The sequence below is a fragment of the Kitasatospora sp. Xyl93 genome (assembly GCF_055383135.1).
Window position 1 is genome coordinate 5,786,975 of sequence record NZ_AP029185.1, and the last position, 25,442, is coordinate 5,812,416.

At 71.5% G+C, this 25,442-nt stretch carries 24 protein-coding genes; 13 read left to right on the plus strand and 11 right to left on the minus strand.

Translation table 11 applies throughout. From position 1 onward, the window contains the following. The first annotated feature begins 26 nt into the window (after nucleotides 1-26). From uvrC to ACZ5GH_RS25630, 9 genes are all read left to right on the plus strand, one after another. On the plus strand, nucleotides 27-2,066 hold the full coding sequence (gene uvrC, locus ACZ5GH_RS25590) for an excinuclease ABC subunit UvrC (RefSeq protein WP_387757995.1): 2,040 nt from the start codon (nucleotides 27-29) through the stop codon (nucleotides 2,064-2,066). A gap of 118 nt (nucleotides 2,067-2,184) precedes the next feature. Then, nucleotides 2,185-3,069 (plus strand): RNase adapter RapZ, encoded by an 885-nt coding sequence (gene rapZ, locus ACZ5GH_RS25595; RefSeq protein WP_037830760.1) that lies wholly within the window; start codon nucleotides 2,185-2,187, stop codon nucleotides 3,067-3,069. 63 nt (nucleotides 3,070-3,132) lie between these two features. Then, nucleotides 3,133-4,230: a gluconeogenesis factor YvcK family protein gene (locus ACZ5GH_RS25600; protein WP_387758043.1), complete on the plus strand. Its 1,098-nt coding sequence runs from the start codon at nucleotides 3,133-3,135 to the stop codon at nucleotides 4,228-4,230. Further along, on the plus strand, nucleotides 4,221-5,201 hold the full coding sequence (gene whiA, locus ACZ5GH_RS25605) for a DNA-binding protein WhiA (RefSeq protein WP_049649611.1): 981 nt from the start codon (nucleotides 4,221-4,223) through the stop codon (nucleotides 5,199-5,201). The genes ACZ5GH_RS25600 and whiA overlap by 10 nt, the downstream gene beginning before the upstream one ends. Before the next feature lie 348 nt (nucleotides 5,202-5,549). After that, nucleotides 5,550-6,557, plus strand: a complete 1,008-nt coding sequence (gap, locus tag ACZ5GH_RS25610; protein WP_030238422.1) for a type I glyceraldehyde-3-phosphate dehydrogenase — start codon at nucleotides 5,550-5,552, stop codon at nucleotides 6,555-6,557. A gap of 154 nt (nucleotides 6,558-6,711) precedes the next feature. Beyond that, the gene (locus tag ACZ5GH_RS25615; protein ID WP_387757997.1) at nucleotides 6,712-7,923 is read left to right on the plus strand and encodes a phosphoglycerate kinase; all 1,212 of its coding nucleotides are present in this window, start codon (nucleotides 6,712-6,714) and stop codon (nucleotides 7,921-7,923) included. A 6-nt stretch (nucleotides 7,924-7,929) separates the two neighbouring features. Beyond that, on the plus strand, nucleotides 7,930-8,715 hold the full coding sequence (gene tpiA, locus ACZ5GH_RS25620; RefSeq protein ID WP_387757999.1) for a triose-phosphate isomerase: 786 nt from the start codon (nucleotides 7,930-7,932) through the stop codon (nucleotides 8,713-8,715). 87 nt (nucleotides 8,716-8,802) lie between these two features. After that, complete coding sequence (gene secG / locus ACZ5GH_RS25625; protein ID WP_380668215.1) at nucleotides 8,803-9,039, plus strand: preprotein translocase subunit SecG; 237 nt, start codon at nucleotides 8,803-8,805, stop codon at nucleotides 9,037-9,039. A 205-nt stretch (nucleotides 9,040-9,244) separates the two neighbouring features. Further along, nucleotides 9,245-9,532, plus strand: coding sequence for an RNA polymerase-binding protein RbpA (locus tag ACZ5GH_RS25630; protein ID WP_223245297.1), 288 nt, complete (start codon nucleotides 9,245-9,247; stop codon nucleotides 9,530-9,532). An 85-nt stretch (nucleotides 9,533-9,617) separates the two neighbouring features. Here the strand turns inward: ACZ5GH_RS25630 and pgl are convergent, their stop codons facing one another. The 5 genes from pgl to tkt all read right to left on the minus strand — a co-directional run bounded on the left by pgl (nucleotide 9,618) and on the right by tkt (nucleotide 16,459). Next, the gene (pgl, locus tag ACZ5GH_RS25635) at nucleotides 9,618-10,406 is read right to left on the minus strand and encodes a 6-phosphogluconolactonase (protein WP_387758000.1); all 789 of its coding nucleotides are present in this window, start codon (nucleotides 10,404-10,406) and stop codon (nucleotides 9,618-9,620) included. After that, complete coding sequence (gene opcA / locus ACZ5GH_RS25640) at nucleotides 10,403-11,512, minus strand: glucose-6-phosphate dehydrogenase assembly protein OpcA (protein ID WP_464335333.1); 1,110 nt, start codon at nucleotides 11,510-11,512, stop codon at nucleotides 10,403-10,405. Before opcA ends, pgl begins: the two co-directional genes overlap by 4 nt. Then, complete coding sequence (zwf, locus tag ACZ5GH_RS25645) at nucleotides 11,509-13,065, minus strand: glucose-6-phosphate dehydrogenase (protein ID WP_387758004.1); 1,557 nt, start codon at nucleotides 13,063-13,065, stop codon at nucleotides 11,509-11,511. Before zwf ends, opcA begins: the two co-directional genes overlap by 4 nt. A 61-nt stretch (nucleotides 13,066-13,126) precedes the next feature. Further along, on the minus strand, nucleotides 13,127-14,269 hold the full coding sequence (tal, locus tag ACZ5GH_RS25650; RefSeq protein WP_387758006.1) for a transaldolase: 1,143 nt from the start codon (nucleotides 14,267-14,269) through the stop codon (nucleotides 13,127-13,129). Nucleotides 14,270-14,359: 90 nt separating this feature from the next. After that, nucleotides 14,360-16,459, minus strand: coding sequence for a transketolase (gene tkt, locus ACZ5GH_RS25655; protein ID WP_387758007.1), 2,100 nt, complete (start codon nucleotides 16,457-16,459; stop codon nucleotides 14,360-14,362). A gap of 463 nt (nucleotides 16,460-16,922) precedes the next feature. On the opposite strand from tkt, the gene ACZ5GH_RS25660 reads away from it, so the two are divergent. Further along, nucleotides 16,923-17,870: a heme o synthase gene (locus ACZ5GH_RS25660; RefSeq protein WP_387758009.1), complete on the plus strand. Its 948-nt coding sequence runs from the start codon at nucleotides 16,923-16,925 to the stop codon at nucleotides 17,868-17,870. 51 nt (nucleotides 17,871-17,921) lie between these two features. Here ACZ5GH_RS25660 and ACZ5GH_RS25665 read toward each other — a convergent pair whose 3' ends face one another. Beyond that, complete coding sequence (locus ACZ5GH_RS25665; RefSeq protein ID WP_464335334.1) at nucleotides 17,922-18,563, minus strand: DUF2461 domain-containing protein; 642 nt, start codon at nucleotides 18,561-18,563, stop codon at nucleotides 17,922-17,924. A 73-nt stretch (nucleotides 18,564-18,636) separates the two neighbouring features. Here ACZ5GH_RS25665 and ACZ5GH_RS25670 point away from each other — a divergent pair, with 73 nt between their 5' ends. Further along, nucleotides 18,637-18,972 carry a hypothetical protein gene (locus ACZ5GH_RS25670; RefSeq protein WP_464335335.1) on the plus strand — a complete coding sequence of 112 codons (336 nt, stop codon included), beginning with the start codon at nucleotides 18,637-18,639 and terminating at the stop codon, nucleotides 18,970-18,972. Between the two features lie 69 nt (nucleotides 18,973-19,041). Here ACZ5GH_RS25670 and ACZ5GH_RS25675 read toward each other — a convergent pair whose 3' ends face one another. From ACZ5GH_RS25675 to ACZ5GH_RS25690, 4 genes are all read right to left on the minus strand, one after another. After that, the gene (locus tag ACZ5GH_RS25675) at nucleotides 19,042-20,205 is read right to left on the minus strand and encodes a methyltransferase domain-containing protein (protein ID WP_464335336.1); all 1,164 of its coding nucleotides are present in this window, start codon (nucleotides 20,203-20,205) and stop codon (nucleotides 19,042-19,044) included. After that, nucleotides 20,202-20,336, minus strand: a complete 135-nt coding sequence (locus ACZ5GH_RS25680; protein ID WP_387758013.1) for a hypothetical protein — start codon at nucleotides 20,334-20,336, stop codon at nucleotides 20,202-20,204. Before ACZ5GH_RS25680 ends, ACZ5GH_RS25675 begins: the two co-directional genes overlap by 4 nt. A 366-nt stretch (nucleotides 20,337-20,702) precedes the next feature. Continuing rightward, nucleotides 20,703-21,185 (minus strand): ATP-binding protein, encoded by a 483-nt coding sequence (locus ACZ5GH_RS25685; RefSeq protein ID WP_464335337.1) that lies wholly within the window; start codon nucleotides 21,183-21,185, stop codon nucleotides 20,703-20,705. Nucleotides 21,186-21,320: 135 nt separating this feature from the next. Then, on the minus strand, nucleotides 21,321-22,100 hold the full coding sequence (locus ACZ5GH_RS25690) for a GntR family transcriptional regulator (RefSeq protein ID WP_464335338.1): 780 nt from the start codon (nucleotides 22,098-22,100) through the stop codon (nucleotides 21,321-21,323). A gap of 17 nt (nucleotides 22,101-22,117) precedes the next feature. On the opposite strand from ACZ5GH_RS25690, the gene ACZ5GH_RS25695 reads away from it, so the two are divergent. Then, nucleotides 22,118-22,579, plus strand: a complete 462-nt coding sequence (locus ACZ5GH_RS25695; protein WP_464336870.1) for an NUDIX hydrolase — start codon at nucleotides 22,118-22,120, stop codon at nucleotides 22,577-22,579. Between the two features lie 49 nt (nucleotides 22,580-22,628). Here ACZ5GH_RS25695 and ACZ5GH_RS25700 read toward each other — a convergent pair whose 3' ends face one another. Then, nucleotides 22,629-23,549, minus strand: a complete 921-nt coding sequence (locus tag ACZ5GH_RS25700; protein ID WP_464336871.1) for a COX15/CtaA family protein — start codon at nucleotides 23,547-23,549, stop codon at nucleotides 22,629-22,631. Between the two features lie 259 nt (nucleotides 23,550-23,808). Between ACZ5GH_RS25700 and ACZ5GH_RS25705 the strand changes: the two genes are divergently transcribed. Then, nucleotides 23,809-25,134 (plus strand): choice-of-anchor A family protein, encoded by a 1,326-nt coding sequence (locus ACZ5GH_RS25705; protein WP_464335339.1) that lies wholly within the window; start codon nucleotides 23,809-23,811, stop codon nucleotides 25,132-25,134. Nucleotides 25,135-25,442: the final 308 nt, after the last annotated feature.

A 25,442-nucleotide genomic window follows, 5' to 3' on the forward strand; every position in this document is an offset into this window, starting at 1 on the left:
CCGCCCCCACTCGGTACGGTGGTCCCATGGCTGACCCGAGCACCTACCGCCCCGCGCCCGGTGCGATCCCGACCTCCCCCGGCGTCTACCGGTTCCGCGACGCCCACGGCCGGGTCATCTACGTCGGCAAGGCCAAGAGCCTGCGGCCGCGGCTGTCGTCCTACTTCCAGGACCTGGCCGGGCTGCACCCGCGCACCGCGACCATGGTCACCACCGCGGCCTCGGTGGAGTGGACCGTGGTCGGCACCGAGGTCGAGGCGCTCCAGCTGGAGTACTCCTGGATCAAGGAGTTCGACCCGCGGTTCAACGTCAAGTACCGCGACGACAAGAGCTATCCGGAACTCGCCGTCACCCTCAACGAGGAGTACCCGCGGGTCCAGGTGATGCGCGGGGCGCACCGGAAGGGCGTGCGCTACTTCGGACCGTACGGGCACGCCTGGGCGATCCGCGAGACGGTCGACCTGCTGCTGCGCGTCTTCCCCGTCCGCACCTGCTCCAACGGCGTCTTCAAGCGCGCCCGCCAGGTCGGCCGGCCCTGCCTGCTCGGCTACATCGGCAAGTGCGCCGCGCCCTGCGTCGGCAAGGTCTCCGCGGACGAACACCGGGCGCTGGCCGAGGACTTCTGCGACTTCATGGCCGGGCGCACCGGCAACTACCTGCGCCGGCTGGAGGCCGAGATGCAGGAGGCCGCCGCCGAGCTGGAGTACGAGAAGGCGGCCCGGCTGCGCGACGACATCGGCGCCCTCAAGCGCGCGATGGAGAAGAACGCCATCGTGCTCGCCGACGCCACCGACGCCGACCTGCTGGCCCTCGCCGAGGACGAACTCGAAGCCGCCGTGCAGATCTTCCACGTCCGCGGCGGCCGGGTCCGCGGCCAGCGCGGCTGGGTCACCGACAAGGTCGAGGACGTCGACACCGCCGGCCTGGTCGAGCACGCCCTCCAGCAGCTCTACGGCGGCGGCGAGTCCGTCCCGCGCGAGGTGCTCGTCCCGGCCCTGCCCGAGCCGGTGGAGCCGGTCCGCGAGTGGCTGGGCGGCCTGCGCGGCAGCCAGGTCGACCTGCGCATCCCCCAGCGCGGCGACAAGAAGGACCTGATGGCCACCGTGCAGCGCAACGCCCAGCAGGCGCTCGCGCTGCACAAGACCAAGCGCGCCTCCGACCTCACCACCCGCAGCCGCGCCCTCCAGGAGATCGCCGACGCGCTGCAGCTGGACTCCGTCCCGCTGCGCATCGAGTGCTTCGACATCTCCCACCTCCAGGGCGAGGACGTGGTCGCCTCCATGGTCGTCTTCGAGGACGGCCTGGCCCGCAAGAGCGAGTACCGGCGCTTCCAGATCAAGGGCTTCGAGGGCCAGGACGACGTCCGCTCGATGCACGAGGTGATCAGCCGGCGCTTCCGCCGCTACCTCCAGGAACGCGAGCAGACCGGCGAGTGGGCCGTCCCCGAGGAGGACGACGCCGACACCGGCGACGGCGGCGCCCGGGGCGAGGACGGCCGCCCCAAGCGCTTCGCCTACCCGCCCCAACTGCTGGTCGTCGACGGCGGCCAGCCGCAGGTCGCCGCCGCCAGGCGCGCCCTGGACGAGCTCGGCATCGACGACGTCGCCCTGTGCGGCCTGGCCAAGCGCCTGGAGGAGGTCTGGCTGCCCGGCGAGGACGACCCGGTGGTGCTGCCGCGCTCCAGCGAGGGCCTCTACCTGCTCCAGCGGGTCCGCGACGAGGCGCACCGGTTCGCGATCAGCTATCAGCGCAACAAGCGTTCCAAGCGACTCACCGCCGGGGAACTGGACTCCGTCCCGGGCCTCGGCGAGACTCGCCGCCGGGCGCTGCTCAAGCACTTCGGCTCGCTGAAGAAGCTCCGGGCCGCCACCGTGGACGAGCTCTGCGAGGTACCCGGCATCGGACGCCGCACCGCGCAGACTGTTGCGGAGGCGTTGTCGTCCCGTACACCCGCCGCACCCGCGGTCAACACCGCGACCGGCGAGATCATCGAGGACGGGGTCGTCGAGACCACCGAGCCGATGGCAGCAGCACCCCAGACCGCACCATCCCAGGAGACGCCATGACGGCCGACGCCGCCCGTCAGCCGGTGCGCCCCGGCCCCGCCCGCCTGCCCGGGCCGGGGAAGGGCGGCCGAGCCGTGCGCGTTCTCCCCAGCAGAAAGACCGAGAGCGGGGAACCGAAGTGACCGTGTCAGACGTGGCCGAGAACGCGCCGGAGCTGGTGATCATCTCCGGCATGTCCGGAGCCGGCCGCTCCACCGCCGCCAAGTGCCTGGAGGACCTCGGCTGGTTCGTGGTGGACAACCTGCCGCCGGCCCTGATCCCGACCATGGTCGACCTGGGCGCCCGCTCCCAGGGCAACGTCGCCCGGATCGGCGTGGTCGTGGACGTCCGCGGCCGGCAGTTCTTCGACGACCTGCTCACCTCGCTCGACGAGCTGGAGAAGCGCGGCGTCCGGCTCCGGGTCGTCTTCCTGGACTCCTCCGACGAGGCGCTGGTGCGCCGCTTCGAGAGCGTCCGCCGCCCGCACCCGCTGCAGGCCGACGGCCGGATCGTGGACGGCATCGCCCAGGAGCGCGACCTGCTGCGCGACCTGCGCGGCGAGGCCGACCTGGTGATCGACACCTCCAACCTCAACGTGCACCAGCTGCGCGCCAAGCTGGACGCCCAGTTCGCCGACCACGACGAGCCCGAGCTGCGCGCCACCGTGATGTCCTTCGGCTTCAAGTACGGCCTGCCGGTCGACGCCGACCTCGTGGTGGACTGCCGCTTCCTGCCCAACCCGCACTGGGTGCCCGAACTGCGGGCCCGCACCGGCACCGACGCGGACGTCGCCGACTACGTCTTCCAGCAGCCCGGAGCCAACGAGTTCCTGGACGGTTACGCCGAGCTACTCCGGATCGTGACCGAGGGGTACCGCCGCGAGGGGAAGCGCTACATGACGCTTGCCGTAGGCTGCACCGGTGGCAAGCACCGCAGCGTCGCCATGTCCGAGCGTCTGACCAAGCGTCTCATCGCCGACGGAGTCGAGACGGTGCTCGTTCACCGTGACATGGGACGGGAGTAACCGCCGCCTCCCTGCCGGGCCCGCCGGCGGAGTGGTCGGCGGGCCGAGGAACGCGAGGTGAGTGTGGCGGGATACGTGCCCGGGCGGCAGCCGCAGAGCAGGACCGGTGACCGGGCCGGGAGCCCGGCCCGGCCCACGGCGCCGGGCCGCCCGCGCAGCAGTCCCTCCCGCGCCAATCCGGCTCCCCGGATCACCGCGCTCGGCGGCGGACAGGGCCTGTCCGCCTCGCTGTCCGCGCTGCGCCGGCTCACCAGCGACGTCACCGCCGTGGTGACGGTCGCCGACGACGGCGGCTCCAGCGGGCGGCTGCGCGAGGAGCTGGGCGTGCTGCCCCCGGGCGACCTGCGCAAGGCGCTGGCCGCGCTGTGCGGGGACGACGACTGGGGCCGCACCTGGTCCGAGGTGATCCAGCAGCGCTTCACCGGCAACGGCGAGCTCGGCGGCCACGCGGTCGGCAACCTGCTGATCGTCGCGCTCTGGGAGAAGCTGGGCGACCCGGTGGCGGCGCTGGACTGGGTCGGCCGGCTGCTCAACGTGCAGGGCCGGGTGCTGCCGATGTCGGCGGTGCCGCTGGACATCGAGGCGACCGTCCGCGGCCACGACCCGGCCCGCCCCGGCGAGGTCACGGCCGTCCGCGGCCAGGCCGACGTCGCGGTGACGCCGGGCACCGTGCAGTCGATCCGGCTGCTGCCGGACGAGCCGCCCGCCGTCCCGGAGGCGGTCACCGCCGTCCGGGAGGCGGACTGGGTGGTGCTCGGCCCCGGCTCCTGGTTCACCAGCGTGCTGCCGCACCTGCTGGTGCCCGAGCTCGCCGCCGCGCTCACCGAGACCCGCGCCCGCCGCCTGCTCACCCTGAACCTGGCCCCCCAGCCCGGGGAGACCGAGGGCTTCACCCCGCAGCGCCACCTGGAGGTCATCGCCGACCACGCCCCCGGCCTCGCGGTGGATGCGATCCTGGTGGACGAGCGCGCCGTCACCGGCGGGGCCTTCGGCCAGGCCGACCTGGACGGCCTGGAGAAGGCCGCCGAACGGATGGGCGCCGCTCTGGTGCTCGGCTCGGTGGCCCGCACCGACGGGACGCCGCGACACGACCCCGAGCTGTTGGCGGCAGCGTACGACCGGATTTTCCGGACACATGGAAGGATCGGGCCATGGCGATGACTCCAGCGGTGAAGGACGAGATCAGCCGGCTCCCGGTCACCCGGGCCTGCTGTCGCAAGGCGGAGGTGTCGGCGATCCTGCGGTTCGCGGGCGGGCTGCACATCGTGAGCGGCCGCATCGTGATCGAGGCGGAGCTGGACACCGGCGCGGCGGCGCGGCGGCTGCGCAAGGACCTGCTGGAGATCTTCGGGCACTCCTCGGACCTGGTGGTGATGGCCCCCGGCGGGCTGCGCCGCGGCAGCCGCTTCGTGGTCCGGGTGGTCAAGGACGGCGAGCTGCTCGCCCGCCAGACCGGGCTGGTCGACGGCCGCGGCCGTCCGATCCGGGGCCTGCCCCCGGCGGTCGTCTCCGGCGCCACCTGCGACGCCGAGGCGGCCTGGCGCGGGGCCTTCCTGGCGCACGGCTCGCTCACCGAGCCGGGCCGCTCCTCCTCGCTGGAGATCACCTGCCCCGGCTCCGAGGCCGCCCTCGCCCTGGTCGGCGCCGCCCGCCGGCTCGGCATCCCGGCCAAGGCCCGCGAGGTGCGCGGCGTGGACCGGGTGGTGATCCGGGACGGCGACGCGATCGGCGCCCTGCTGACCCGGCTCGGCGCGCACGAGTCGGTGCTCGCCTGGGAGGAGCGCCGGATGCGGCGCGAGGTGCGCGCCACCGCCAACCGGCTGGCCAACTTCGACGACGCCAACCTGCGCCGCTCGGCCCGCGCCGCGGTGGCGGCCGGCGCCCGGGTGGCCCGCGCGCTGGAGATCCTCGGCGACGAGGTGCCCGAGCACCTGGCCGCGGCCGGCCAGCTGCGGATGCAGCACAAGCAGGCCTCGCTGGAGGAGCTGGGCGCGCTCGCCGACCCGCCGCTGACCAAGGACGCGGTGGCCGGCCGGATCCGCCGGCTGCTGGCGATGGCCGACAAGCGCGCCTCCGAGCTCGGCCTGCCGAGCACCGAGGCCAGCCTCACCGACGAGATGGCGATGAACTGACGTTCACGCTCCGTGACGAGACCACGGCCGGCGTCCCGCTCCCGGGGCGCCGGCCGTCGGCGTTCCCGGACGGCTCCCGGAGGGTCCCGCGGAACGGCTCCCGAACGGGCTTCCGAGCCCGCCGGTACTCCCGAATTGGTAGAGACCACTGGTCCGGGACCAACTGCCCGGCGGCTCAGGGCCGGTCGGCCTGAAATCGGGTTTCGGCCGCGCCACGCCCAGTCTCAGCAGGCGGCGCGATGTGCCGTCCCAGGCCCGGGAGGGGTAGGGTCATAGGCGGTCGGGGACTTCCCAAATCTCACCCCCGTCGGGGCCCTGCCCCGGCGTACCTAACGAGGAGATCGGTTCGTGACGATCCGGGTAGGCATCAACGGCTTCGGCCGCATCGGCCGCAACTTCTTCCGCGCGGTCAAGGCTCAGGGCGCGGACATCGAGGTCGTCGGTGTCAACGACCTCACCGACACGAAGACCCTGGCTCACCTGCTCAAGTACGACACCACCCTGGGTACCTTCCCGGGCGAGGTCTCGCACACCGAGGACAGCATCACCGTCGACGGCCACACCTTCAAGGTGACCGCCGAGCGTGACCCCGCGAACCTCCCGTGGGCCGCCCTGGGCGCCGACATCGTCGTCGAGTCCACCGGCATCTTCACCAAGGCCGAGGCCGCGAAGAAGCACCTCGCCGCCGGCGCGAAGAAGGTCATCATCTCGGCGCCCGCCACCGACGAGGACGTCACCATCGTCCTGGGTGTCAACGACGAGAAGTACGACGCCGCCAACCACCACGTCATCTCCAACGCCTCCTGCACCACCAACTGCGTGGCGCCGATGGCGAAGGTGCTGAACGAGAGCTTCGGCATCGTCAAGGGTCTGATGACCACCGTCCACGCGTTCACCAACGACCAGGTCACCCTGGACTTCCCGCACAAGGACCTGCGCCGTGCTCGTGCGGCCTCGCAGAACATCATCCCGACCTCGACCGGTGCCGCCAAGGCGACCGCCCTGGTCCTGCCGGAGCTGAAGGGCAAGCTGGACGGCACCTCGCTGCGCGTCCCGGTCCCGACCGGTTCCATCACGGACCTGGTCGTCACCCTGGAGCGCGAGGTCACCAAGGACGAGGTCAACGCGGCCTTCCAGAAGGCCGCGCAGGAGGGCCCGCTCAAGGGCATCCTGGCCTACACCGAGGACCCGATCGTCTCCTCCGACATCGTGAACGACCCGGCCTCCTGCATCTTCGACTCGCAGCTCACCATGGTGCAGGGCAACCAGGTCAAGGTGCTCGGCTGGTACGACAACGAGTGGGGCTACTCGAACCGCGTCGTCGACCTGGTCACCCTCGTCGGCGGGCAGCTCTGACCTTGCGGGAGCTGACGTGATGTAGGGGCGAGGGCCCGGACGGCGTACGGTGCCGACCGGGCCCTCGTTCCGCGCTCAAGGACTTCTCAGGCGGCCCCTGCGCCGTGCCGCCTCACTGCGCATCAACCATCTCCCCAGGAGAAACCGAATCCCCGTGAAGACCATCGAAGAGCTCATCGAAGCCGGTGTCGAAGGCAAGCGCGTCTTCGTGCGCGCCGACCTGAACGTGCCGCTGGACGGCGACACGATCACCGACGACGGCCGGATCCGCGCCGTCGCGCCGACCATCGCCAAGCTGGCCGCGGCCGGTGCGAAGGTCGTCGTCGCCTCGCACCTCGGCCGCCCCAAGGGCGCGCCGGACCCGCAGTTCTCGCTCGCCCCGGCCGCCGAGCGCCTCGGCGAGATCCTCGGCAAGGACGTCGCCTTCGCCACCGACACCGTCGGTGACAGCGCCGAGGCCGTCGTGGCCGCGCTGGGCGACGGCGAGGTCGCGCTGCTGGAGAACCTGCGCTTCAACGCCGGCGAGACCAGCAAGGACGACGCCGAGCGCAAGGCCTTCGCCGAGCAGCTGGCCGCGCTCGCGGACCTGTACGTGGGCGACGGCTTCGGCGCCGTGCACCGCAGGCACGCCTCGGTCTACGACCTGCCGGCCCTGCTGCCGCACGCCGCCGGCGACCTGATCGCCACCGAGGTCGGCGTGCTGAAGAAGCTCACCGAGGACGTCGCCCGTCCGTACGTGGTGGTGCTCGGCGGCGCCAAGGTCTCCGACAAGCTCGGTGTGATCGACAACCTGCTGAAGAAGGCCGACCGGATCCTGATCGGCGGCGGCATGGCGTACACCTTCCTCAAGGCCAAGGGCCACGAGGTCGGCATCTCGCTGCTGCAGGAGGACCAGATCCCGACCGTCCTCGGCTACCTGGCCGAGGCCGAGCAGCGCGGCGTCGAGTTCGTGCTGCCGAAGGACGTCCTGGTCTCCGCCGACTTCCCGGACCTCAAGACCAAGGCCCCGGCGAACCCCTCGACCGTCGCCTCGGACGCCATCCCGGCCGACCAGGAGGGCCTGGACATCGGCCCGGAGACCCGCGAGCTGTACGCGGCCAAGCTGGCCGACGCGGGCACGGTGTTCTGGAACGGCCCGATGGGCGTCTTCGAGCACCCGGACTACGCGGACGGCACCAAGGCCGTCGCGCAGGCCCTGATCGACAGCGACGCGTTCACCGTGGTCGGCGGCGGCGACTCCGCCGCGGCCGTCCGCATCCTGGGCTTCGACGAGACGAAGTTCGGGCACATCTCGACCGGCGGCGGTGCCAGCCTGGAGTACCTGGAGGGCAAGACCCTCCCCGGCCTCGCCGCTCTGGAGGACTGAAAACACATGACCGACCGTCTCCCGCTGATGGCGGGCAACTGGAAGATGAACCTCAACCACCTCGAGGCCATCCAGCACACCCAGAAGCTGGCCTTCGCGCTGGCCGACAAGGACTACGAGGCCGTCGAGGTCGCCGTCCTGGTGCCGTTCACCGACCTGCGCTCGGTGCAGACCCTGGTCTTCGGCGACAAGCTGAAGATCAAGTACGGCGCGCAGGACATCTCGCAGCACGACGGCGGGGCCTACACCGGTGAGGTCTCCGGGCCGATGCTGGCCAAGCTCCAGTGCACCTACGCGGTGATCGGGCACTCCGAGCGCCGCCAGTACCACGGCGAGAACGAGGAGATCGTCAACGCCAAGGTGAAGGCCGCCTACCGCGCCGGGGTCACCCCGATCCTGTGCGTCGGCGAGCCGCTGGAGATCCGCAAGGCCGGTACCCACGTCGAGTACACCCTGGCCCAGCTGGACGGCGCCCTGGCCGACGTCCCGGCCGACCAGGCCGAGTCGATCGTGGTCGCCTACGAGCCGGTCTGGGCGATCGGCACCGGCGAGGTGGCCACCCCGGAGGACGCGCAGGAGGTCTGCGCCGCCATCCGCGGGCGGATCGCCGAGCTGTACGACGCCGAGCTGGCCGGCAAGGTCCGGGTGCTGTACGGCGGCTCGGTGAAGTCGTCGAGCGCGGCCGGCCTGATGGCCAAGCCCGACATCGACGGCGGCCTGGTCGGCGGTGCCTCGCTGGACGCCGACGAGTTCGTCAAGATCGTGCGCTACCGTGAGCAGGCAGTAGGCTAACGCCGCCGCAGCAACGTAGGCTTTGGGGCCGGACCGCCGTACGCGGCCCGGCCCCTTCGCCGAAGATACGAGAGAGTTGGTCCCGTCGTGGTTCTCGGGTTCTCGATTGCCCTGATCATCTTCAGTCTGCTGATGATCCTGCTGGTGCTGCTGCACAAGGGGAAGGGTGGCGGCCTGTCGGACATGTTCGGCGGTGGCGCGATGTCCACCGGCGGCGGCTCGGCGGTGGCCGAGCGCAACCTGGACCGCATCACCATCGTCGTGGGCGTGGGATGGTTCGCGTCCATCATCGTGCTTGGCCTGCTGATGAAGTCCTCGGTCTGACGTATTCCTGACGCCCCGTAGCCCGAGCGCCTATCCTGGAGCGGTCGGGTGCGGAGGCGATGGTGGCGGATGCTTAACACCTGCTTACACTAGGACGACTTTCGCCACCGACGCGCACCGCGGCGGGTCGGCGCACCAGTACGCAGGGAGTCAGACCGTGGCAAGTGGCAATGCCATCCGTGGCAGCAGGGTCGGGGCCGGCCCGATGGGCGAGGCGGAACGCGGCGAGTCCGCCCCGCGCAACCGGATCTCCTTCTGGTGCGCGAACAAGCACGAGACCCGTCCCAGCTTCGCGGCCGAAGCGGCGATCCCGGAGACGTGGGACTGCCCGCGCTGCGGCTTCCCGGCCGGTCAGGACCAGCACAACCCGCCGGCGCCCTCGCGCAACGAGCCGTACAAGACCCACCTCGCCTACGTCCGCGAGCGGCGCACCGACGCCGACGGCGAGGCGATCCTGGCCGAGGCGCTGGCGAAGCTCCGCGGCGAGATCTGAGCACCTGCCGAACGGTCCGGGCACGACAGCACGAAGGGCGCCACCGTCCGACGACGGTGGCGCCCTTCGGCGTTGCCGGTACCGGTCAGGCCGAGGCCGGCGGGTAGAGCTGCGGCGGGATCCGCTCCGCGGCGGCGCGGTCCAGCAGCCACAGGGTGCGGCTGCGGCCGTACGCGCCGGAGGCGGGCGCCTGGAGCTCGCCGGGGCCGGACAGGGCCAGCGCGACCGCGCCCGCCTTGTCCTCGCCGGCGGCCAGCAGCCAGACCTCGCGGGCGGTGCGGATCGCCGGGAGGGTGAGCGAGATCCGGGTCGGCGGGGGCTTGGGGGCCCCGCGCACGCCGATCACGGTCAGCTCGGTCTCCCGCACGCCCGGGTGCTCGGGGAAGAGCGAGGCGACGTGGGTGTCCGGGCCGACGCCGAGCAGCAGCACGTCGAAGGCCGGGACGCCGAGCCGGTCGGCCGGGCCGGCCGCCTTCGCCAGGTCCTCGGCGTAGCGGGCGGCGGCGGCCTCCACGTCCGAGCCGTCCACCCCGTCCGAGGCGGGCATCTCGTGCACCCGCGCCGGGTCGAGCGGGACGGCGTCCAGCAGCTCGGCGCGGGCCTGGACGGCGTTGCGGTCCGGGTCGGCGGCGGGCAGGAAGCGCTCGTCGCCCCACCAGAGGTCCAGCCGGGCCCAGTCGACCGCGTCGCGCGCCGGGGAGGCGGCGATCGCGGCCAGCAGGGCGTTGCCGTTGCGACCGCCGGTGAGCACCACCGAGGCGCTGCCGCGGGCGGCCTGGGCGTCCACGATCCGGGTGATCAGCCGGGCCGCGGCCGCCTGGGCCATCAGCTCCTTGTCCCGGTGGACGACCAGCTGCGGGGTCGCGTTGGTCATGCGCCTTCCTTGCTGCCGCGCTTGCCGGCGGCCTTCCGGGCGGGCTTCTTGTCCGTCGCCTCGACGGTGACCCGGTCCGGGTTGGCCACGGCGGCCTCGACGGCCCGCTCGACGGCGTCCTCGGCCTCCTCGGAGACCTCCCGGGCGACCTTCTCGGCCGCCTCGGTCTCCGCGTTGGCCGGCTCGTCCAGCCGGTCGACGGGCGTGCGCACGGCCGTCGCGTAGATGTCGTCCGGGTCCAGCCGGCGCAGCTCCTCGGCGATCAGCTCCGAGGTCTCGCGCCGCTTGAGCGCCACCTGGCGGTCCGGCGAGCCGGGCATGGAGAGCGTGCCCAGCAGGCCGTCCGGGCGGTCCAGGGTGATGTCCCCGTCCTTGGTGCGCAGGTGCACCGCGGTGATGCCCGGGCCGTTGGTGACGACCCGTTCGACCGGCACGCGCAGCCGGTTGTTCAGCCACAGGCCGAGCAGCTCGACGCTGGGGTTGTAGGACTCGCCCTCGACCACCGCGGAGACGATGGTGGACGGCCGCTGGTCCAGCGCGGCGGCCAGCATCGAGCGCCAGCCGGTGATCCGCGTCCAGGCCAGGTCGGTGTCGCCCGGGGTGTAGCTCTGGGCGCGCTGGGCGAGCTGGCCGACCGGGGACTCGGCGGTGACGGCGTCGGTGATCCGGCGCTGGGCGATCGAGCCCAGCGGGTCCTGCGCCGGGTGCAGCGGCGCGTTGTCCGGCCACCAGACGACGGTCGGGGCGTCCGGCAGCAGCAGCGGCAGGACCACCGACTGGGCGTGCGCGGCGAGTTCGCCGTGCATCCGCAGGACGACCGTCTCGCCGGAGCCGGCGTCCGAGCCGACCAGGATCTCGGCGTCCAGCCGGGTCTCGGCGCGGGCCCGGGGCGAGCGCCCGGCGCGCTTGATCACCGCGAGGGTGCGCATCGGGTGCTCGCGGGAGGCGTCGTTGGCGGCCTTGAGGGCGTCGTAGGCGCTGCCCTCGTCGGTCACGATCACCAGGGTGAGCACCATGCCGGCGGCGCCGGAACCGCGGGCCCGGCGCGCCTCCATCAGCGCGGCGTTGATCTTGCTGGACGTCGTGTTGGTGAGGTCGATCTTCATGGCCGGCGCCAGCTCCTGCCGTCTCGTGCGAGCATCTCGTCCGCCTCGACGGGGCCCCAGGTCCCCGCCGCGTACTGGGCGGGCTTGCCGTGGGCGTCCCAGTACTTCTCGATCGGGTCGAGGATCTGCCAGGAGAGCTCGACCTCCTGGTGACGCGGGAACAGGTTGGCGTCGCCGAGCAGCACGTCGAGGATGAGCCGCTCGTACGCCTCCGGGCTGGACTCGGTGAAGGACTCGCCGTAGGCGAAGTCCATCGTGACGTCCCGGACCTCGAAGGAGGTGCCCGGCACCTTGGAGCCGAACCGCACCGTCACGCCCTCGTCCGGCTGGACCCGGATGACCAGGGCGTTCTGCCCCAGCTCCTCGGTCGCGTAGGAGTCGAACGGCAGATACGGGGCCCGCTGGAAGACGACCGCGATCTCGGTGACCCGGCGGCCCAGGCGCTTGCCGGTGCGCAGGTAGAACGGGACGCCCGCCCAGCGGCGGTTGTTGATCTCCAGCTTGATGGCCGCGTAGGTGTCGGTCTTGGACTCCGGGTCGATCCCGTCCTCGTCCAGGTAGCCGACGACCTCCTCGCCGCCCTGCCAGCCGGAGGCGTACTGGCCGCGCACGGTGTGCCGGCCGAGGTCGGCCGGGAGCTTGACGGCGCTGAGCACCTTGAGCTTCTCGGCCACCAGCGCCTTGGGGTGGAAGGACGCCGGCTCCTCGATGGCGGTGAGCGCCATCAGCTGGAGCAGGTGGTTCTGGATCACGTCACGGGCGGAGCCGATGCCGTCGTAGTAGCCGGCCCGGCCGCCGATGCCGATGTCCTCGGCCATGGTGATCTGCACGTGGTCGACGTACGACCGGTTCCAGATCGGCTCGAACATCTGGTTGGCGAAGCGCAGCGCCAGGATGTTCTGGACCGTCTCCTTGCCCAGGTAGTGGTCGATCCGGAAGACCTCGTCCCGGGGGAAGACCTCGTGGACGACCTTGTTGAGCTCCTGCGCGCTCTCCAGGTCGTGCCCGAAGGGCTTCTCGATGACCGCGCGGCGCCAGGAGCCCTGCGGAGGGTCGGCCAGGCCGTGCTTCTTGAGCTGCTGGACGACGGTCGGGAAGAACTTCGGCGGCACGGACAGGTAGAAGGCGAAGTTGCCGCCGGTGCCCTGGGCCTTGTCCAGGTCCTCGATGGTCTCGCGCAGCTTGTCGAAGGCCTCGTCGTCGTCGAAGGTCCCGTGGACGAAGCGCATGCCCTTGGCGAGCTGCTGCCAGACCTCCTCCCGGAACGGGGTGCGGGCGTGGTCCCGGACGGCGTCGTGGACCTCCTTGGCGAAGTCCTCGTCGTCCCACTCGCGGCGGGCGAAGCCGACGAGGGAGAAGCCCGGCGGAAGCAGACCGCGGTTGGCCAGGTCGTAGATGGCCGGCATCAGCTTCTTGCGGGACAGGTCGCCGGTGACCCCGAAGATGACCAGACCGGACGGCCCCGCGATGCGCGGGAGCCGTCGGTCCGAGGGGTCACGAAGCGGGTTGACGGGGGAGGGCGGGAGGTCGTCCGCGTCCGATTCCGAAGTCAACTCAGGGAAATCAGTGCTCACTTGATGGGCTCCGCTTTCGTGCGCTGGCTGTGAGCAGGGGTCACTTCTCGGCGGCGAAGGAGGCCAGCGAGGCGGTGACGGTGTCGAGCAGCTCGTTCCAGGACTGCTCGAACTTCTCGACGCCCTCGTCCTCCAGGACCTGGACGACGTCGTCGTAGTCCACGCCGGCGGCGGCGATCGCGTCCAGCACGGCCTTGGCGTCGGCGTAGTTCGGGACGATGGTGTTGCCGGTGACGACGCCGTGGTCGCCGGTGGCGTCGAGGGTGGCCTCGGGCATGGTGTTGACGGTGCCGGGGGCGACCAGCTCGGTGACGTACAGGGTGTCCGGCAGGGCCGGGTCCTTGACGCCGGTCGAGGCCCACAGCGGGCGCTGCGGCTTGGCGCCGGCGGCCTCCAGGGCGAGCCAGCGGGCGCTGCCGGCGGTCTTGCCGTCGACGCTGCCGAAGACCTCCTCGTACGCCTGGTAGGCGAGGCGGGCGTTGGCCAGCGCGGCCTTGGAGCGCAGGTTCCTGGCGTCGCCGCCGATCTTGTCGAGGCGCTTGTCGATCTCGGTGTCCACGCGGGAGACGAAGAAGGAGGCGACCGACTCGATCTGGGAGAGGTCCAGGCCCTTGGCCTTGGCGGTCTCCAGGCCGGTCAGGTAGGCGTCGATGACGGCCTTGTAGCGCTCCAGCGAGAAGATCAGCGTGACGTTGACGCTGATGCCCCGGCCGATGACCTCGCTGATCGCGGGCAGTCCGCCCATGGTGGCGGGGATCTTGATGAAGACGTTCGGGCGGTCGACCAGCCACCACAGCTGCTTGGCCTCGGCCACGGTGGTGGCGGTCTCGTGCGCCAGGCGCGGGTCGACCTCGATGGAGACGCGGCCGTCGCGGCCGTTGGAGGCGTCGTAGACCGGGCGCAGCACGTCGGCCGCGTCGCGCACGTCGGAGGTGGTGATCATGCGGATCGCCTCCTCCGTGGTGACCTTGCGCACGGCGAGGTCGCGCAGCTGGCCGTCGTAGGAGTCGTCGCCGGCGCCGGCGATCGCCTTCTGGAAGATGGTCGGGTTGGTGGTGACGCCCACCACGTGCTTGTTCTGCACCAGTTCGGCCAGGTTGCCGGAGTTCAGCCGCTTGCGGCTGAGGTCGTCCAGCCAGATCGCAACGCCTTCGTCGCTGAGGCGCTTCAGTGCGTCAGTCATGGTGCTTCAGTCCCTTGTTCTTCGTGCTTCGTGGGGTGGTCGGAGGGGGCCGCGTGCCCGCGTGCGGGCGGACACGCGGCCGCTGTGCCGCTAGCGGCTGACGGCTTCGAGGGAGCGCAGGGCGTTGTGGGCCTCGGCCACCACGCGCTCGGCGGTGATGCCGAACTCCTCGAAGAGCACCTTGTAGTCGGCGGAGGCGCCGAAGTGCTCCAGCGAGACGATCCGGCCGTGGTCGCCGACCAGCTCGCGCCAGCCCTGGGCGATGCCGGCCTCGACCGACACCCGGGCCTTGACCGACGGCGGCAGCACGCTGTCGCGGTAGGCCTGGTCCTGCTCCTGGAACCACTCGAAGGACGGCAGCGACACCACGCGGGTGGCGATGCCCTCGGCCTCCAGCACCTCGCGGGCCTTGACGGCCAGCTGGACCTCGGAGCCGGTGCCGAGCAGGATCACCTGCGGGTCGCCGGTGGAGGCCTCGGCCAGGACGTAGCCGCCCTTCGCGGTGCCCTCGGCGGAGCCGAAGACCTCGCGGTCGAAGGTCGGGACGCCCTGGCGGGTCAGGGCCAGGCCGACCGGGCCGGGGTGGCTGGTGTGGCGCTCGACGATGGTGCGCCAGGCGACGGCGGTCTCGTTGGCGTCGGCCGGGCGGACCATGGCCAGGCCCGGGATGGCGCGCAGCGAGGCCAGGTGCTCGACCGGCTGGTGGGTCGGGCCGTCCTCGCCGAGGCCGATCGAGTCGTGCGTCCAGACGTAGGTGACCGGCAGCTTCATCAGCGCGGCCAGGCGGACGGCCGGGCGCATGTAGTCGGCGAAGACCAGGAAGGTGCCGCCGTAGACGCGGGTCCTGCCGTGCAGGGCGATGCCGTTCATGGTCGAGCCCATGGCGTGCTCGCGGATGCCGAAGTGGATCGTCCGGCCGTACGGGCCGGCCGACTTCAGCGGGTTGCCGTCGGGGAGGAAGGAGCTGTCCTCGTCGATGGTGGTGAGGTTGGACTCGGCGAGGTCGGCCGAGCCGCCCCACAGCTCCGGGATCACCGCGCCGATCGCCTTGAGGGTGTCGCCGGAGGCCTTGCGGGTGGCGACGTCCTTGCCGGCCGGGAAGGACGGGACGGCCTTCTTCCAGCCCTCGGGCAGCTCGCCGGCCTGGATGCGGTCGAACTCGGCGGCGCGGTGCGGGTTGGCGGCGCGCCAGGCGTCGAAGCCCTGCTGCCACTGGTCGCGGGCGGCCTTGCCGCGCTTGATGACCAGGCGGGCGTGCTCGATGACCTGGTCGCTGACCTCGAAGGTCTTCTCCGGGTCGAAGCCCAGGACCTTCTTGGTGGCGGCGATCTCGGCGGCGCCGAGCGCGGAGCCGTGCGCCTTGGCGGTGTTCTGGGCGTCCGGGGCCGGCCAGGCGATGATGGTGCGCATCGCGATCATGGACGGGCGGGAGGTCTCGGCCTTGGCCGCGGCCAGCGCCTCGGCGAGGGCGGCCACGTCGATGTCGCCGTTGGACTTCGGGACGACCCGCTGGACGTGCCAGCCGTACGCCTCGTAGCGCTTGAGGACGTCCTCGGAGAAGGCGGTCTCGGTGTCGCCCTCGATCGAGATGTGGTTGTCGTCGTAGAGGGCGACCAGGTTGCCCAGCTTCTGGTGGCCGGCCAGCGACGAGGCCTCGGCGGAGATGCCCTCCTCCAGGTCGCCGTCGGAGACGATGGCCCAGACGGTGTGGTCGAAGGGCGACTCGCCGGCCGGGGCGTCCGGGTCGAACAGGCCGCGCTCGTAGCGGGCGGCCATCGCCATGCCGACCGCGTTGGCGATGCCCTGGCCGAGCGGACCGGTGGTGGTCTCCACGCCGGCGGTGTGGCCGTGCTCGGGGTGACCGGGGGTGCGGCTGCCGGCGACGCGGAAGGCCTTGAGGTCGTCCAGCTCCAGGCCGTAGCCGGAGAGGTAGAGCTGGGTGTAGAGGGTCAGGCTGGTGTGCCCGGGGGAGAGGACGAAGCGGTCGCGCCCGACCCAGGACGGGTCGGTCGGGTCGTGGCGCAGGAACCGCTGGAAGATCAGGTACGCGGCCGGGGCCAGCGACATGGCCGTCCCGGGGTGGCCGTTTCCGACCTTCTGGACGGCGTCCATGGCCAGGACGCGCGCGGTGTCAACCGTGCGCTCGTCCAGATCGGTCCACTCGAATGCGTTCGTCGGCGCAGTGCTCACCCTGTCTCAGGGCTCCTTCCGTATTGAAGAGTGACCCCGTGAATGGGGACCGGGTCGGCCACGGCGCTGTGGTCCCGACGCTGGGTGGTGCCGGTCACGGAGGGTAGATCCCGCTTCTGCGTGCGAGCCTACCGTCCGGGCCGTGGCTCACCCTCCGTGCTGGGACAACCGGCAATTCCGCATGCAGATTCCCACTGGGACGGTCCGCGTTGATTTGTCCCAGGCTCTCCCGATTCTCCGCCCCGCGCCGCTCCGGTGGTCAGGACGGGGTAGAGCGTGCCGCCGGAGGCTCCCGGAGGCCCCGGCCGGGCGGTTCACCCGGGGGTGTGCGTTCCGCCTCGCCGGGGGACCCCGGAGCCGGATGCGATATATGGAGCGTCTATGGTGTCGTGGTACGCGCAGAGCGGACGATTCGGGACCCTTCGTTCCTGTGGACGCCTGCGAGGATTCATCTTCAGTTGGGGTGTTAGTGACCGCCGTCGAAACCCGTCCCGCCGGGGTCACCGGGGCGACTCCTGCGCACCGGCCCTTCGGGGCCCGTGTCGGCGCGTTCGTCGCACTGACCAAGCCGCGCATCATCGAGCTGCTGCTGATGAGCACCGTGCCGGTGATGTTCCTGGCTCAGCAGGGCGTGCCGAACATGCTGCTGGTGCTGAAGGTCGTCGTCGGCGGCTACCTCTCGGCGGGCGGCGCCAACGCCCTCAACATGTACATCGACCGGGACATCGACGCGGTGATGTCGCGCACCGAGCGGCGGCCGATCGTCACCGGGATGGTGTCGCCGCGCGAGGCGCTGGTGTTCGGCGTCGTGCTGGCGGTCGTCTCGACCCTGCTGCTGGGCTACGGGGTCAACTGGCTGTCCGCCTGGCTGGCGCTGGGCGCGCTGCTGTTCTACGTGTTCGTCTACACGCTGGGGCTCAAGCGGCGCACCTCGCAGAACATCGTCTGGGGCGGCATCGCGGGCTGCATGCCGGTGCTGGTCGGCTGGTCCTCGGTGACCGACTCGGTGTCCTGGGCCGCGGTGGTGCTGTTCCTGGTGGTGTTCTTCTGGACGCCGCCGCACACCTGGGTGCTGTCGATGAAGGTCCGCGACGACTACGAGCGGGCCGGCGTGCCGATGCTGCCGGTCGTCAAGGGCAACGTGGCGGTCGGCAAGCAGGTCGTCGCCTACTCCTGGGTGATGGTGGCGGTCTCGCTGGCGCTCTGGCCGCTGGGGCACATGAGCTGGCTGTACCCGGTCGCCGCGGTGCTGCTGGGCGGGGCGTGGCTGCGCGAGGCGCACGCGCTGTACGGGCGGGCCAAGGCCGGGATCGTGGGTGCGAAGCTCAAGGAGATGCGGCTGTTCCACTGGTCGATCACCTACCTGTCGCTGCTGATGGTGGTCTGCGCGATCGACCCGTTCGTGAAGTAGGTCCTTGCAGGAGAAGAGCCCCGGTCCGTGCGGACCGGGGCTCTTCCCGTTTCAGCGGGCGGGCAGCCCGGAGGGGCCGACGTGGTCGTCCAGCCAGTCCCGCAGCGGCTGGGAGGCGTGCAGGAAGCCGGTGATCCGGGTGTAGGCGGCGCGGGTGCCCAGCCACTTCGCGGGCTCCCACTCCTGCCAGGCCACCAGGCCCTTGTGGCGCAGCAGCGCGATCCGGGGGTGGTCCTTGGGATAGCCGCGCGGGGCCGACTTGAGGGAGTCCCGGCCGACCACCCGCGGGCCCTCCCGCTCCACCCGGGCGATCACCCGCTCCAGCTCGGCGCCGGTGACGTCCTCGGCGACGGCGGCCCGGTAGCGCTCCAGCTGGTCCGGGGCGAGCTGGTACAGCCCGTTGCCGCAGGCCAGGCCGTCGGCGGAGAGCTGGATGTAGCCGCCGCTCTCCAGGTGCGCGCCGATGTGCGTCTTGTACGGGGACTTGTCGGCGCTGAAGCGGACGTCGCGGTTCGGGCGGAAGACCTTGCCCGGTCCGAACTCGGGCTCCAGCTCGGCGAGCAGCCGCTCCATCGGGGCCCGTACGGCGTCCTCGTACCGGTCCTTGTGGGCCTGCCAGAAGGTCCTGGAGTTGTCGGCTTCGAGCTGCTCGTAGAAGTCGAGCGCCTCGGCGGGCCAGCCTCTGAACGTCACCTCTCCAGTATGTGGCCCGGTGCACAGGGCGCTCCCGTCGCCAGGGCGCCTACCGGTGGGTAGCATGCGGGGCATGAGCAGCGCAGAGACCTCCACCGCCGCGTCGGACGCCCGTACCGAGCGCCGCGCCAAGCGCATCGCCAAGAACCTGACCAGCTTCGCCCGGCAGCACGGGGGCAGCGCCGACGCGGTCGTCGAGTACGTCGGCGCCGTGGCCACCCGGATCGTCGTGGTGGGCGCGGACGGCGCCTGGGGCGACCAGGTGGCCCCCAGCTACGCCGTCGGCCGCCGGGCCGCGGAGCTGGCCGGGCTGACCCTGCACGACGACTTCGAGGGCGAGCTGGGCCTCAAGGTGAAGACCGGCGAGTACGAGTGGAAGCGGATGGCCGGCATCCAGATCGGCGGCTGAGGCCCCCTTCAGCGACGACGGCGGCCCGGCTCCCTTCCCGTACGGGGGAGCCGGGCCGTTGTTTCGCGGTCACAACATGTCTGTGCGGACGGGAAGGGATGGACGGTCCAGCCGAGCCCACTGACTGTCCGCGGTGACGGTGAGCCCGAAGCGTTCGGGTGCCGGGCGGTCGTGCTCGTCCCACCAGCGGTGGGCGGTTTCGATCTCGTCCCAGAGCCGGCGCGGGCCGTGCTGCCAGACGGTGAACTGCTCGGCTCGACGCTCGACGGCCGCCCATGACCGAGCGTCCGTCGTCGCGACCCGGAGCCGTTCTTCGTCGTCCTCCCAGGCTGTCCAGACATCGCCCAGCCACAGGCCGAGAGCGAACCGCGCGTCCCAGTGGGCGCCGGTGACCTCCCATGGTGACAGCGTCGTCCCGGACTCCTCCGGCGTGTGCTCGTCGCGGACGACATCGCGGAAGATCCGCAGATCCTGCCGCTGGTTGCGCATCAGCATGAACGCGGAATGCGGGCTGAAGCGCCCCTGCGCGCGATCACGTTCGACGGTGAGCTTGAGCAGCCCCCAGCAGAGCATCGGGTTGTCCCAGGGGGTGAGGATGGTGCCGCCGGGCCGGGTCTGCTCGATCCACGCCCAGGGCACGCGGCGAACCGAACAGGTGGAGATGATCCGGTCGTACGGGTGACGGCGCGGCCGGCCCACGGAGCCGTCCCCGCAGATGAGCTCCACGTCCACGCCTGCCGCGTTCAGGGAGGCCCGCGCCTGCTCGGAGACCTCGGAGTCGATCTCGATCGAGGTGACGTGTCCGGCGCCCACGCGGTGCGCCAGCAGAGCCGCGTTCCAGCCGGTGCCGGTGCCGATCTCCAGGACGTCCATTCCGGGCCGGAGGTCGAGGTCGCGGAGCATGCGGACGACGACCGAGGGAGCCGAGGCGGAGGAGGACGGCCAGGCATCGGCCGGATCGGCCGATGCCTGGCCGTCGTCGAGCTGGGTGACGATGGGCACGTCCGCGTAAGCCGCCTCGAACCACCGCCGCTGGTCGGTCGAGAGGTCGCACGGTTCGTAGCCGCCCCGGTCGTCCTCCAACCAGATCCGCTCCGGCAGGAAGCGATGGCGCGGGACCGCCTCGATAGCCTGCTTCCACTCGCGGGGGACCGGGCCGCCAAGCGCCTCGCCTACGGTTCGGAGCAGGCCGCATACGGCGGCCGGCTCCGGTCGATGCGCAGGGTCCGTCACTTCTCGCCCTCGTCCTTCTTGTGCTTCGGCTCGGGCGCCGGGCGTGCCCCGTCGGGGGACGGCTTGCTGGTGCCGGGATCCTTCTTGCCCCCGTGCTTGCCGCCGCTGCTCTTGTCGGTTCCCCAGCCCATGGGTCCTCCTGTGATCGGTTCGTCGTCGGTGGTGCGGTGGTCGTGAGGTGCCGAGCCCCTACCGGTTCGGCGGCCGGGGCGTGGGCGGGTTCGGCGGCCGCGGCCTGGGCGGCTTCGGATCGCGCTCGGACATGCCGGTGCTCCTTTCGAGGTCGGGAGACGGGTCGGTGATCCCGCCCGCGCCGCCGGGCCGGCGGCGCGGGCGGGGGCTTCAGGGGGACCGGTTGACCAGTACCAGGGCTGCCAGCACGACATGCGATCCGGCAGCGGCGGATACCCCGTAGGCGGCCCAGACGCGCGTGGGATCAGGAGGGGATGGCAGCGGTGCGTCGTCGGGGCCGGAAGTGTCCTCCGGCGGTTGCGAGTTCACCGGGGGATCGGCGGGGGCGTCGCGAGGTCGGCGTGGACGACCTTCCCGAACGGGAGGAGCGTGACGCCCCAACGGCCGCAGGTGAGCCGGTGGACCATCGCCAGACCCCGGCCCGACGTGGCGTCGGGTCCGGCCTGGATCACCACGGGCATCGAGCGGGAACCGTCACCGACGAGGATGCGGACGGTCCGGCCGGTCGGACGGCGGACACCGACGAGCATGCGGGTCCGGCAGCCGGTCTTGAGGGAGTTGGTCGTCAGCTCGCTGACGATCACTACGGCGTCGTCCACCAAGACCTCCAGCCCCCACTCTCGCAGCTGCGCGCCGACGAACCGGCGCGCAGCTGCCACCGATTCCGGCTGGTAGGGCAGCAGCAGGTCGGCTGCCGCCAACACCGACGTCGGGTCGGAGCCAGGAGTCGCACGACTCTCCAACGAAGCGTGCTGCATGGGAACGTCCAGGACGTTGGCCTCGAACACGACCATCTCCTCTATATGAGATGCCTCCATGCACTCATGTACATGAGTAACGAGGAGAAGAATGCCTGACTCCTGTATATGAGTCAACCCGTGGCGAGAGGAATCTCGCCACGGGTTGAGGAAGTTGATCGTGAGTCAGTCGTGCGCGGGGAAGCGATAGTCCAGAACGAACTGATCGGCGGCCATGACGGTGTCGCACACTTCCACCACGCGTCCATCGGTGGTGATGGCCTCACGAACGAGATGGATCACCGGCGCACCAGGGCTCAATGAGAGCGCTTTGGCCTCGGGCTTGGTCGCGAGCCTGGCCCGGACGGACTCGGTGAACTCGGCGAGGGGGTGGCCGTGCTCTTCGAGGCGGGCGTAGATGCCGCCGCCACCGGGGTTCTCGGCGAAGACCTCAGGGATGTCCTTGACCACATCCCAGGGCAGGTATGACGTGGCCTCCTCGGTGGGTACCCCGTCGCGGAAGTACCGGCGCTTGCGGGCCAGCACCTGGGCGCCGACGGGAAGGCCCAAGCGACCGGCGATCTCAGGAGACGCTGCGGTGGGGCCTACGAACAGCACGGTCACGGATGGGACGCCGCCGGAGGTCTCCGTCTCTGCAAGGTACGCCGCCTTGCCGGCCTTGCGGTGGGCGCGGCGGAACCGGTCCGCAGACTTCCGCTGTACCGGCGGGCGCGAGCGGACGAATGATCCTCGACCGTGATGCGTCTCGATGAGCTGAGACGTTCGGAGTTCGGCGATGGCCTTGCGAACCGTCCCGGATGCGACTCCGTACCGCTGTATGAGCTCCGCCTCGCTGGGCACGGTGGCGCCGGGAGCGAGAGCGCCCGACTTGATTTGTGCGGCGAGATCAGCCGCGATCTGCAGGTACTTCGCTGTGGCCGACGAGGCCACCTCACCACTCGCCATAGTCCTTCAGGGCTCCTATCCTCCTGCACATGAGTAACAGCGTCGGGAAGTCCCAGTCAACGCCGCTCCACTCGGTGTCCGTCGCGGGGGTGGTGGTGCGCGAGGACGGCCGGGTCCTGGCGATTCGGCGGGCTGACAACGGGACCTGGGAAGCCCCGGGTGGTGTGCTGGAGCCGGACGAGGCCGTCGAGGACGGCGTGCGCCGCGAGGTCTACGAGGAGACCGGGGTCAAGGTCGGCGTGGACAGGCTGACCGGCGTCTACAAGAACGTGACCCGGGGGATCGTCGCCCTCGTCTTCCGCTGCCGACCGGAGGGCGGGGCGGAGCGACTCTCGGACGAGGCGGTCGAAGTCGCTTGGCTCACACCGGCCGAGGTCTCCGAGTGCATGGGCGAGGTCTATGCCGTACGGGTCCTGGACGCGCTTCGGGACCACACGGCACCGAGTATCCGGACCCACGACGGGCGGCACCTGCTCTGACAGCACGGCGAAGGCCCCCATCGGTTGCGATGGGGGCCTTCTGCGTGGCTCAAGCTGCGGCGGGCTCCGGCGTCCGTGGGGCCGGGGCGGCGGCGGTCTCCTCGGCCGGGCGGGTGCGCAGGGCGAGGGGGATGCGGAGGGCGGCGATCCAGGTCAGGGCGGCGAGGAACATGTGCAGGCCGACCATCAGCTCGGGGGCGTCGGTGAAGTACTGGACGAAGCCGAGTACGCCCTGGAGCAGGAGGATCGCGAGCAGTTCCTTGGCGCGGGCCCGGGCGGGCTGCGGGGCCTTGACGGCCGCGAAGACGAAAATCACCGCGATGGCCAGGCCGACCGAGACGAAGGCCAGGTCGGCGTGGGCCTGCGCCAGGCGGTCGTAGTCGATCGGGATGCGCGGGACGATCTTGTTGTCCCGGGGGGTGCCCGGGTGGTGGCCGGCGCCGGTCACCAGGGTGCCGGCGGCGACCAGCAGGCCGATGACGGTGACCAGGACGTACGAGAGCTGGTGGATCGGGCGGGCCACCGAGAGCTTCGGCGGGCCGTCCCCTTCCTTCGCCCGCTCCCACATCAGCAGCGCCACCCAGACCAGGGCCATCGCGGCGATCATGTGCAGGGCCACGGTGTACGGGTTGAGGCCGGTCAGCACGGTGATGCCGCCGAGCACGGCGTTGCTCATCACCAGCCAGAACTGTGCCCAGCCGAGCTTGGTCATGCTGTGCCGCCACGGCCGGTGGCAGCGGGCGGCCAGGATCGCCCAGCCGACCGCGGCGCTCAGCACGTAGGTGAGCATCCGGTTGGTGAACTCGACCACGCCGTAGTAGCCCATCTCGGGCGTCGGGATCAGGCTTTCCGGCGTGCAGCGCGGCCACGTCGAACAGCCGAGGCCGGAGGCGGTGAGCCGGACGGCGCCGCCGGTGACGACGATCACCACGCTCATCACCAGCGCGGCGAACGTGGCGCGGCGGACCATCGCGGCGGAGGGCTGCCAGCGCTCGGCGAGCCAGGAGAAGGGGTTAGGCACGGGGTCAATCGTAGGCGGCCTTACAGGCGATCTTGCGGCGGGGCGCGGCGCCGCGGGGCGCCGGGCGGGCGGACCGCAAAGCGGACTGTTCGGGCAAGGCGGTCATTGGTCTTGACCAATCACCGGTTTGGCCGAAAGAGTGCGGATTGGTCCATACCTTTTTTCGGGCCTCTCCCACTCCTCCCGCACGTAAGCGGAGATCCTGCACATGCGCATATCCACTTCCGCCGCCGCGCTCGCCGTCGGTGGCTCTCTCGCACTGGCCGGCCTCATCGCGCCGGCCGCCCAGGCCGTCGGCGCCGATCAGGAGTGCCGCAGTCTCGGGGTCGCCAACCTCTACGGCGAGTTCATCGAGGGCGACGACACCCACACGCCCGACGCCGAGGGTGCGGTCGCGGTCGGCGGCAACGCCGACTTCACCGGCGGCTTCTCGGTCGGCCAGGAGCTCACCGCGGCCCAGGTCGACGCGCTGCCCGGGAAGAACGCCCTGGTCGTGGCCGGCAAGATCACCGGCCACAACACCCAGGTGATGAAGGGCAACGGCGTCTTCGGCTCCAAGGCCGACGGCGCGGTGGTCCAGGCCCACCAGGGCACCGTCGGGCAGGGCCCCTCGCCGATCGACTTCAAGGCCGAGTTCGCCAAGCTGCGCGCCGCCGCGGCCTCGCTGGCCGCCGTGCCGCAGACCGCCGGCGCCGGCGTCCAGGCCGAGGGCGCCAAGCTGACCCTCACCGGCGGGGACGCGAAGTACAACAGCTTCACCGTCGAGGCGGCGAAGCTGCAGGGCGCCAAGGACGTCTTCCTCAAGGTGCCGGCCGGCTCGGTGACGGTGGTAAACGTGACCGGCGGCTCGTACGACATGGCGGCGGCCGGGACCTCCGGCTTCCACCTGTGGGACGAGGGCAGGAAGGCCTTCGTGCTGGACGACAAGCTGCAGAGCGCCGCGGGCGGGGCGGTCCGGGCCAAGCTGCTCTGGAACTTCCCGACCGCCACCAAGGTGGTCAAGAACAGCCAGGCCGCCTGGGCGGGCACCGTGCTCGCGCCGAACGCCGCCTTCGACCTCGGCAGCGGCGGGCCGGTCAACGGCTCGGTGATCGCCGCCTCGCTGACCGGCAAGGGCGGTGCGGAGACGCACCACTACCCCTTCACCGGCTGCCTGCCGGGCACCACCGTCCCGACGCCGTCCGGCACGCCGACGGTGCCGCCGACCGTACCGCCCACGGGGCCGACCGGCTCGCCGTCGGGCACGCCGAGCGCGTCGGCCTCCCCGAGCGGTTCGGTGAGCCCCTCGGGCAGCCCGTCCGTTCCGGCGACCGGCAAGCCCGGCCCGAGCGGCTCGGCCAGCCCGTCGGCCGGTGCCTCGACAGCCGCTCCGGCGGCTCCGGGCGGCCCGTCCGCCTCGCCGGACGCGGGCGGCAACCTGGCGCACACCGGCTCCGGTCCGGTGCTGCCGCTGGCGATCGGCGGTGCGGTGGTGCTGGCGGCCGGCGGCGCGATCGTGGTGGCCGCCCGGCGCCGGGCGGCGAAGAGGGCCTGAAACCGCTGAACCGGCGGTGACGGCCCGGAAGGGTCGAGCCGCCGGGAAGGCCGGGAAGGCCGGAATGGTCCGGATGTTCGTCGGCTGACCGAATCGGCGCCCCTGGTGATTGAACCCGATCACCAGGGGCGCCGTTCTGTCTTGAAGGTGACGAAGTTCATTCACGTTTGCCGAATCCACGTTCTGCGAGGTGACGGCTGTGATGGGCTGGTCATGCACATCGGAAAGACGGACGGACCGTCGATATCCGGTCGTGCGGCGGGGTGTGGCGGGGTGCGGGAGTGCCGGTAGAGTCCCCCGGACAGTCG

What these genes read in the sequence shown, in the direction of transcription:
- whiA (WP_049649611.1), top strand. Translation starts at nt 4,221, where the DNA reads ATGGCGATGACTCCAGCGGTGAAGGACGAGATCAGCCGGCTCCCGGTC.
- opcA (WP_464335333.1), bottom strand. Translation starts at nt 11,512, where the DNA reads ATGAAGATCGACCTCACCAACACGACGTCCAGCAAGATCAACGCCGCG.
- ACZ5GH_RS25705 (WP_464335339.1), top strand. Translation starts at nt 23,809, where the DNA reads ATGCGCATATCCACTTCCGCCGCCGCGCTCGCCGTCGGTGGCTCTCTC.
- uvrC (WP_387757995.1), top strand. Translation starts at nt 27, where the DNA reads ATGGCTGACCCGAGCACCTACCGCCCCGCGCCCGGTGCGATCCCGACC.
- tal (WP_387758006.1), bottom strand. Translation starts at nt 14,269, where the DNA reads ATGACTGACGCACTGAAGCGCCTCAGCGACGAAGGCGTTGCGATCTGG.
- tpiA (WP_387757999.1), top strand. Translation starts at nt 7,930, where the DNA reads ATGACCGACCGTCTCCCGCTGATGGCGGGCAACTGGAAGATGAACCTC.
- pgl (WP_387758000.1), bottom strand. Translation starts at nt 10,406, where the DNA reads ATGACCAACGCGACCCCGCAGCTGGTCGTCCACCGGGACAAGGAGCTG.
- ACZ5GH_RS25690 (WP_464335338.1), bottom strand. Translation starts at nt 22,100, where the DNA reads ATGGCGAGTGGTGAGGTGGCCTCGTCGGCCACAGCGAAGTACCTGCAG.
- ACZ5GH_RS25630 (WP_223245297.1), top strand. Translation starts at nt 9,245, where the DNA reads ATGGGCGAGGCGGAACGCGGCGAGTCCGCCCCGCGCAACCGGATCTCC.
- ACZ5GH_RS25700 (WP_464336871.1), bottom strand. Translation starts at nt 23,549, where the DNA reads ATGGTCCGCCGCGCCACGTTCGCCGCGCTGGTGATGAGCGTGGTGATC.
- ACZ5GH_RS25680 (WP_387758013.1), bottom strand. Translation starts at nt 20,336, where the DNA reads ATGGGCTGGGGAACCGACAAGAGCAGCGGCGGCAAGCACGGGGGCAAG.
- ACZ5GH_RS25670 (WP_464335335.1), top strand. Translation starts at nt 18,637, where the DNA reads ATGAGCAGCGCAGAGACCTCCACCGCCGCGTCGGACGCCCGTACCGAG.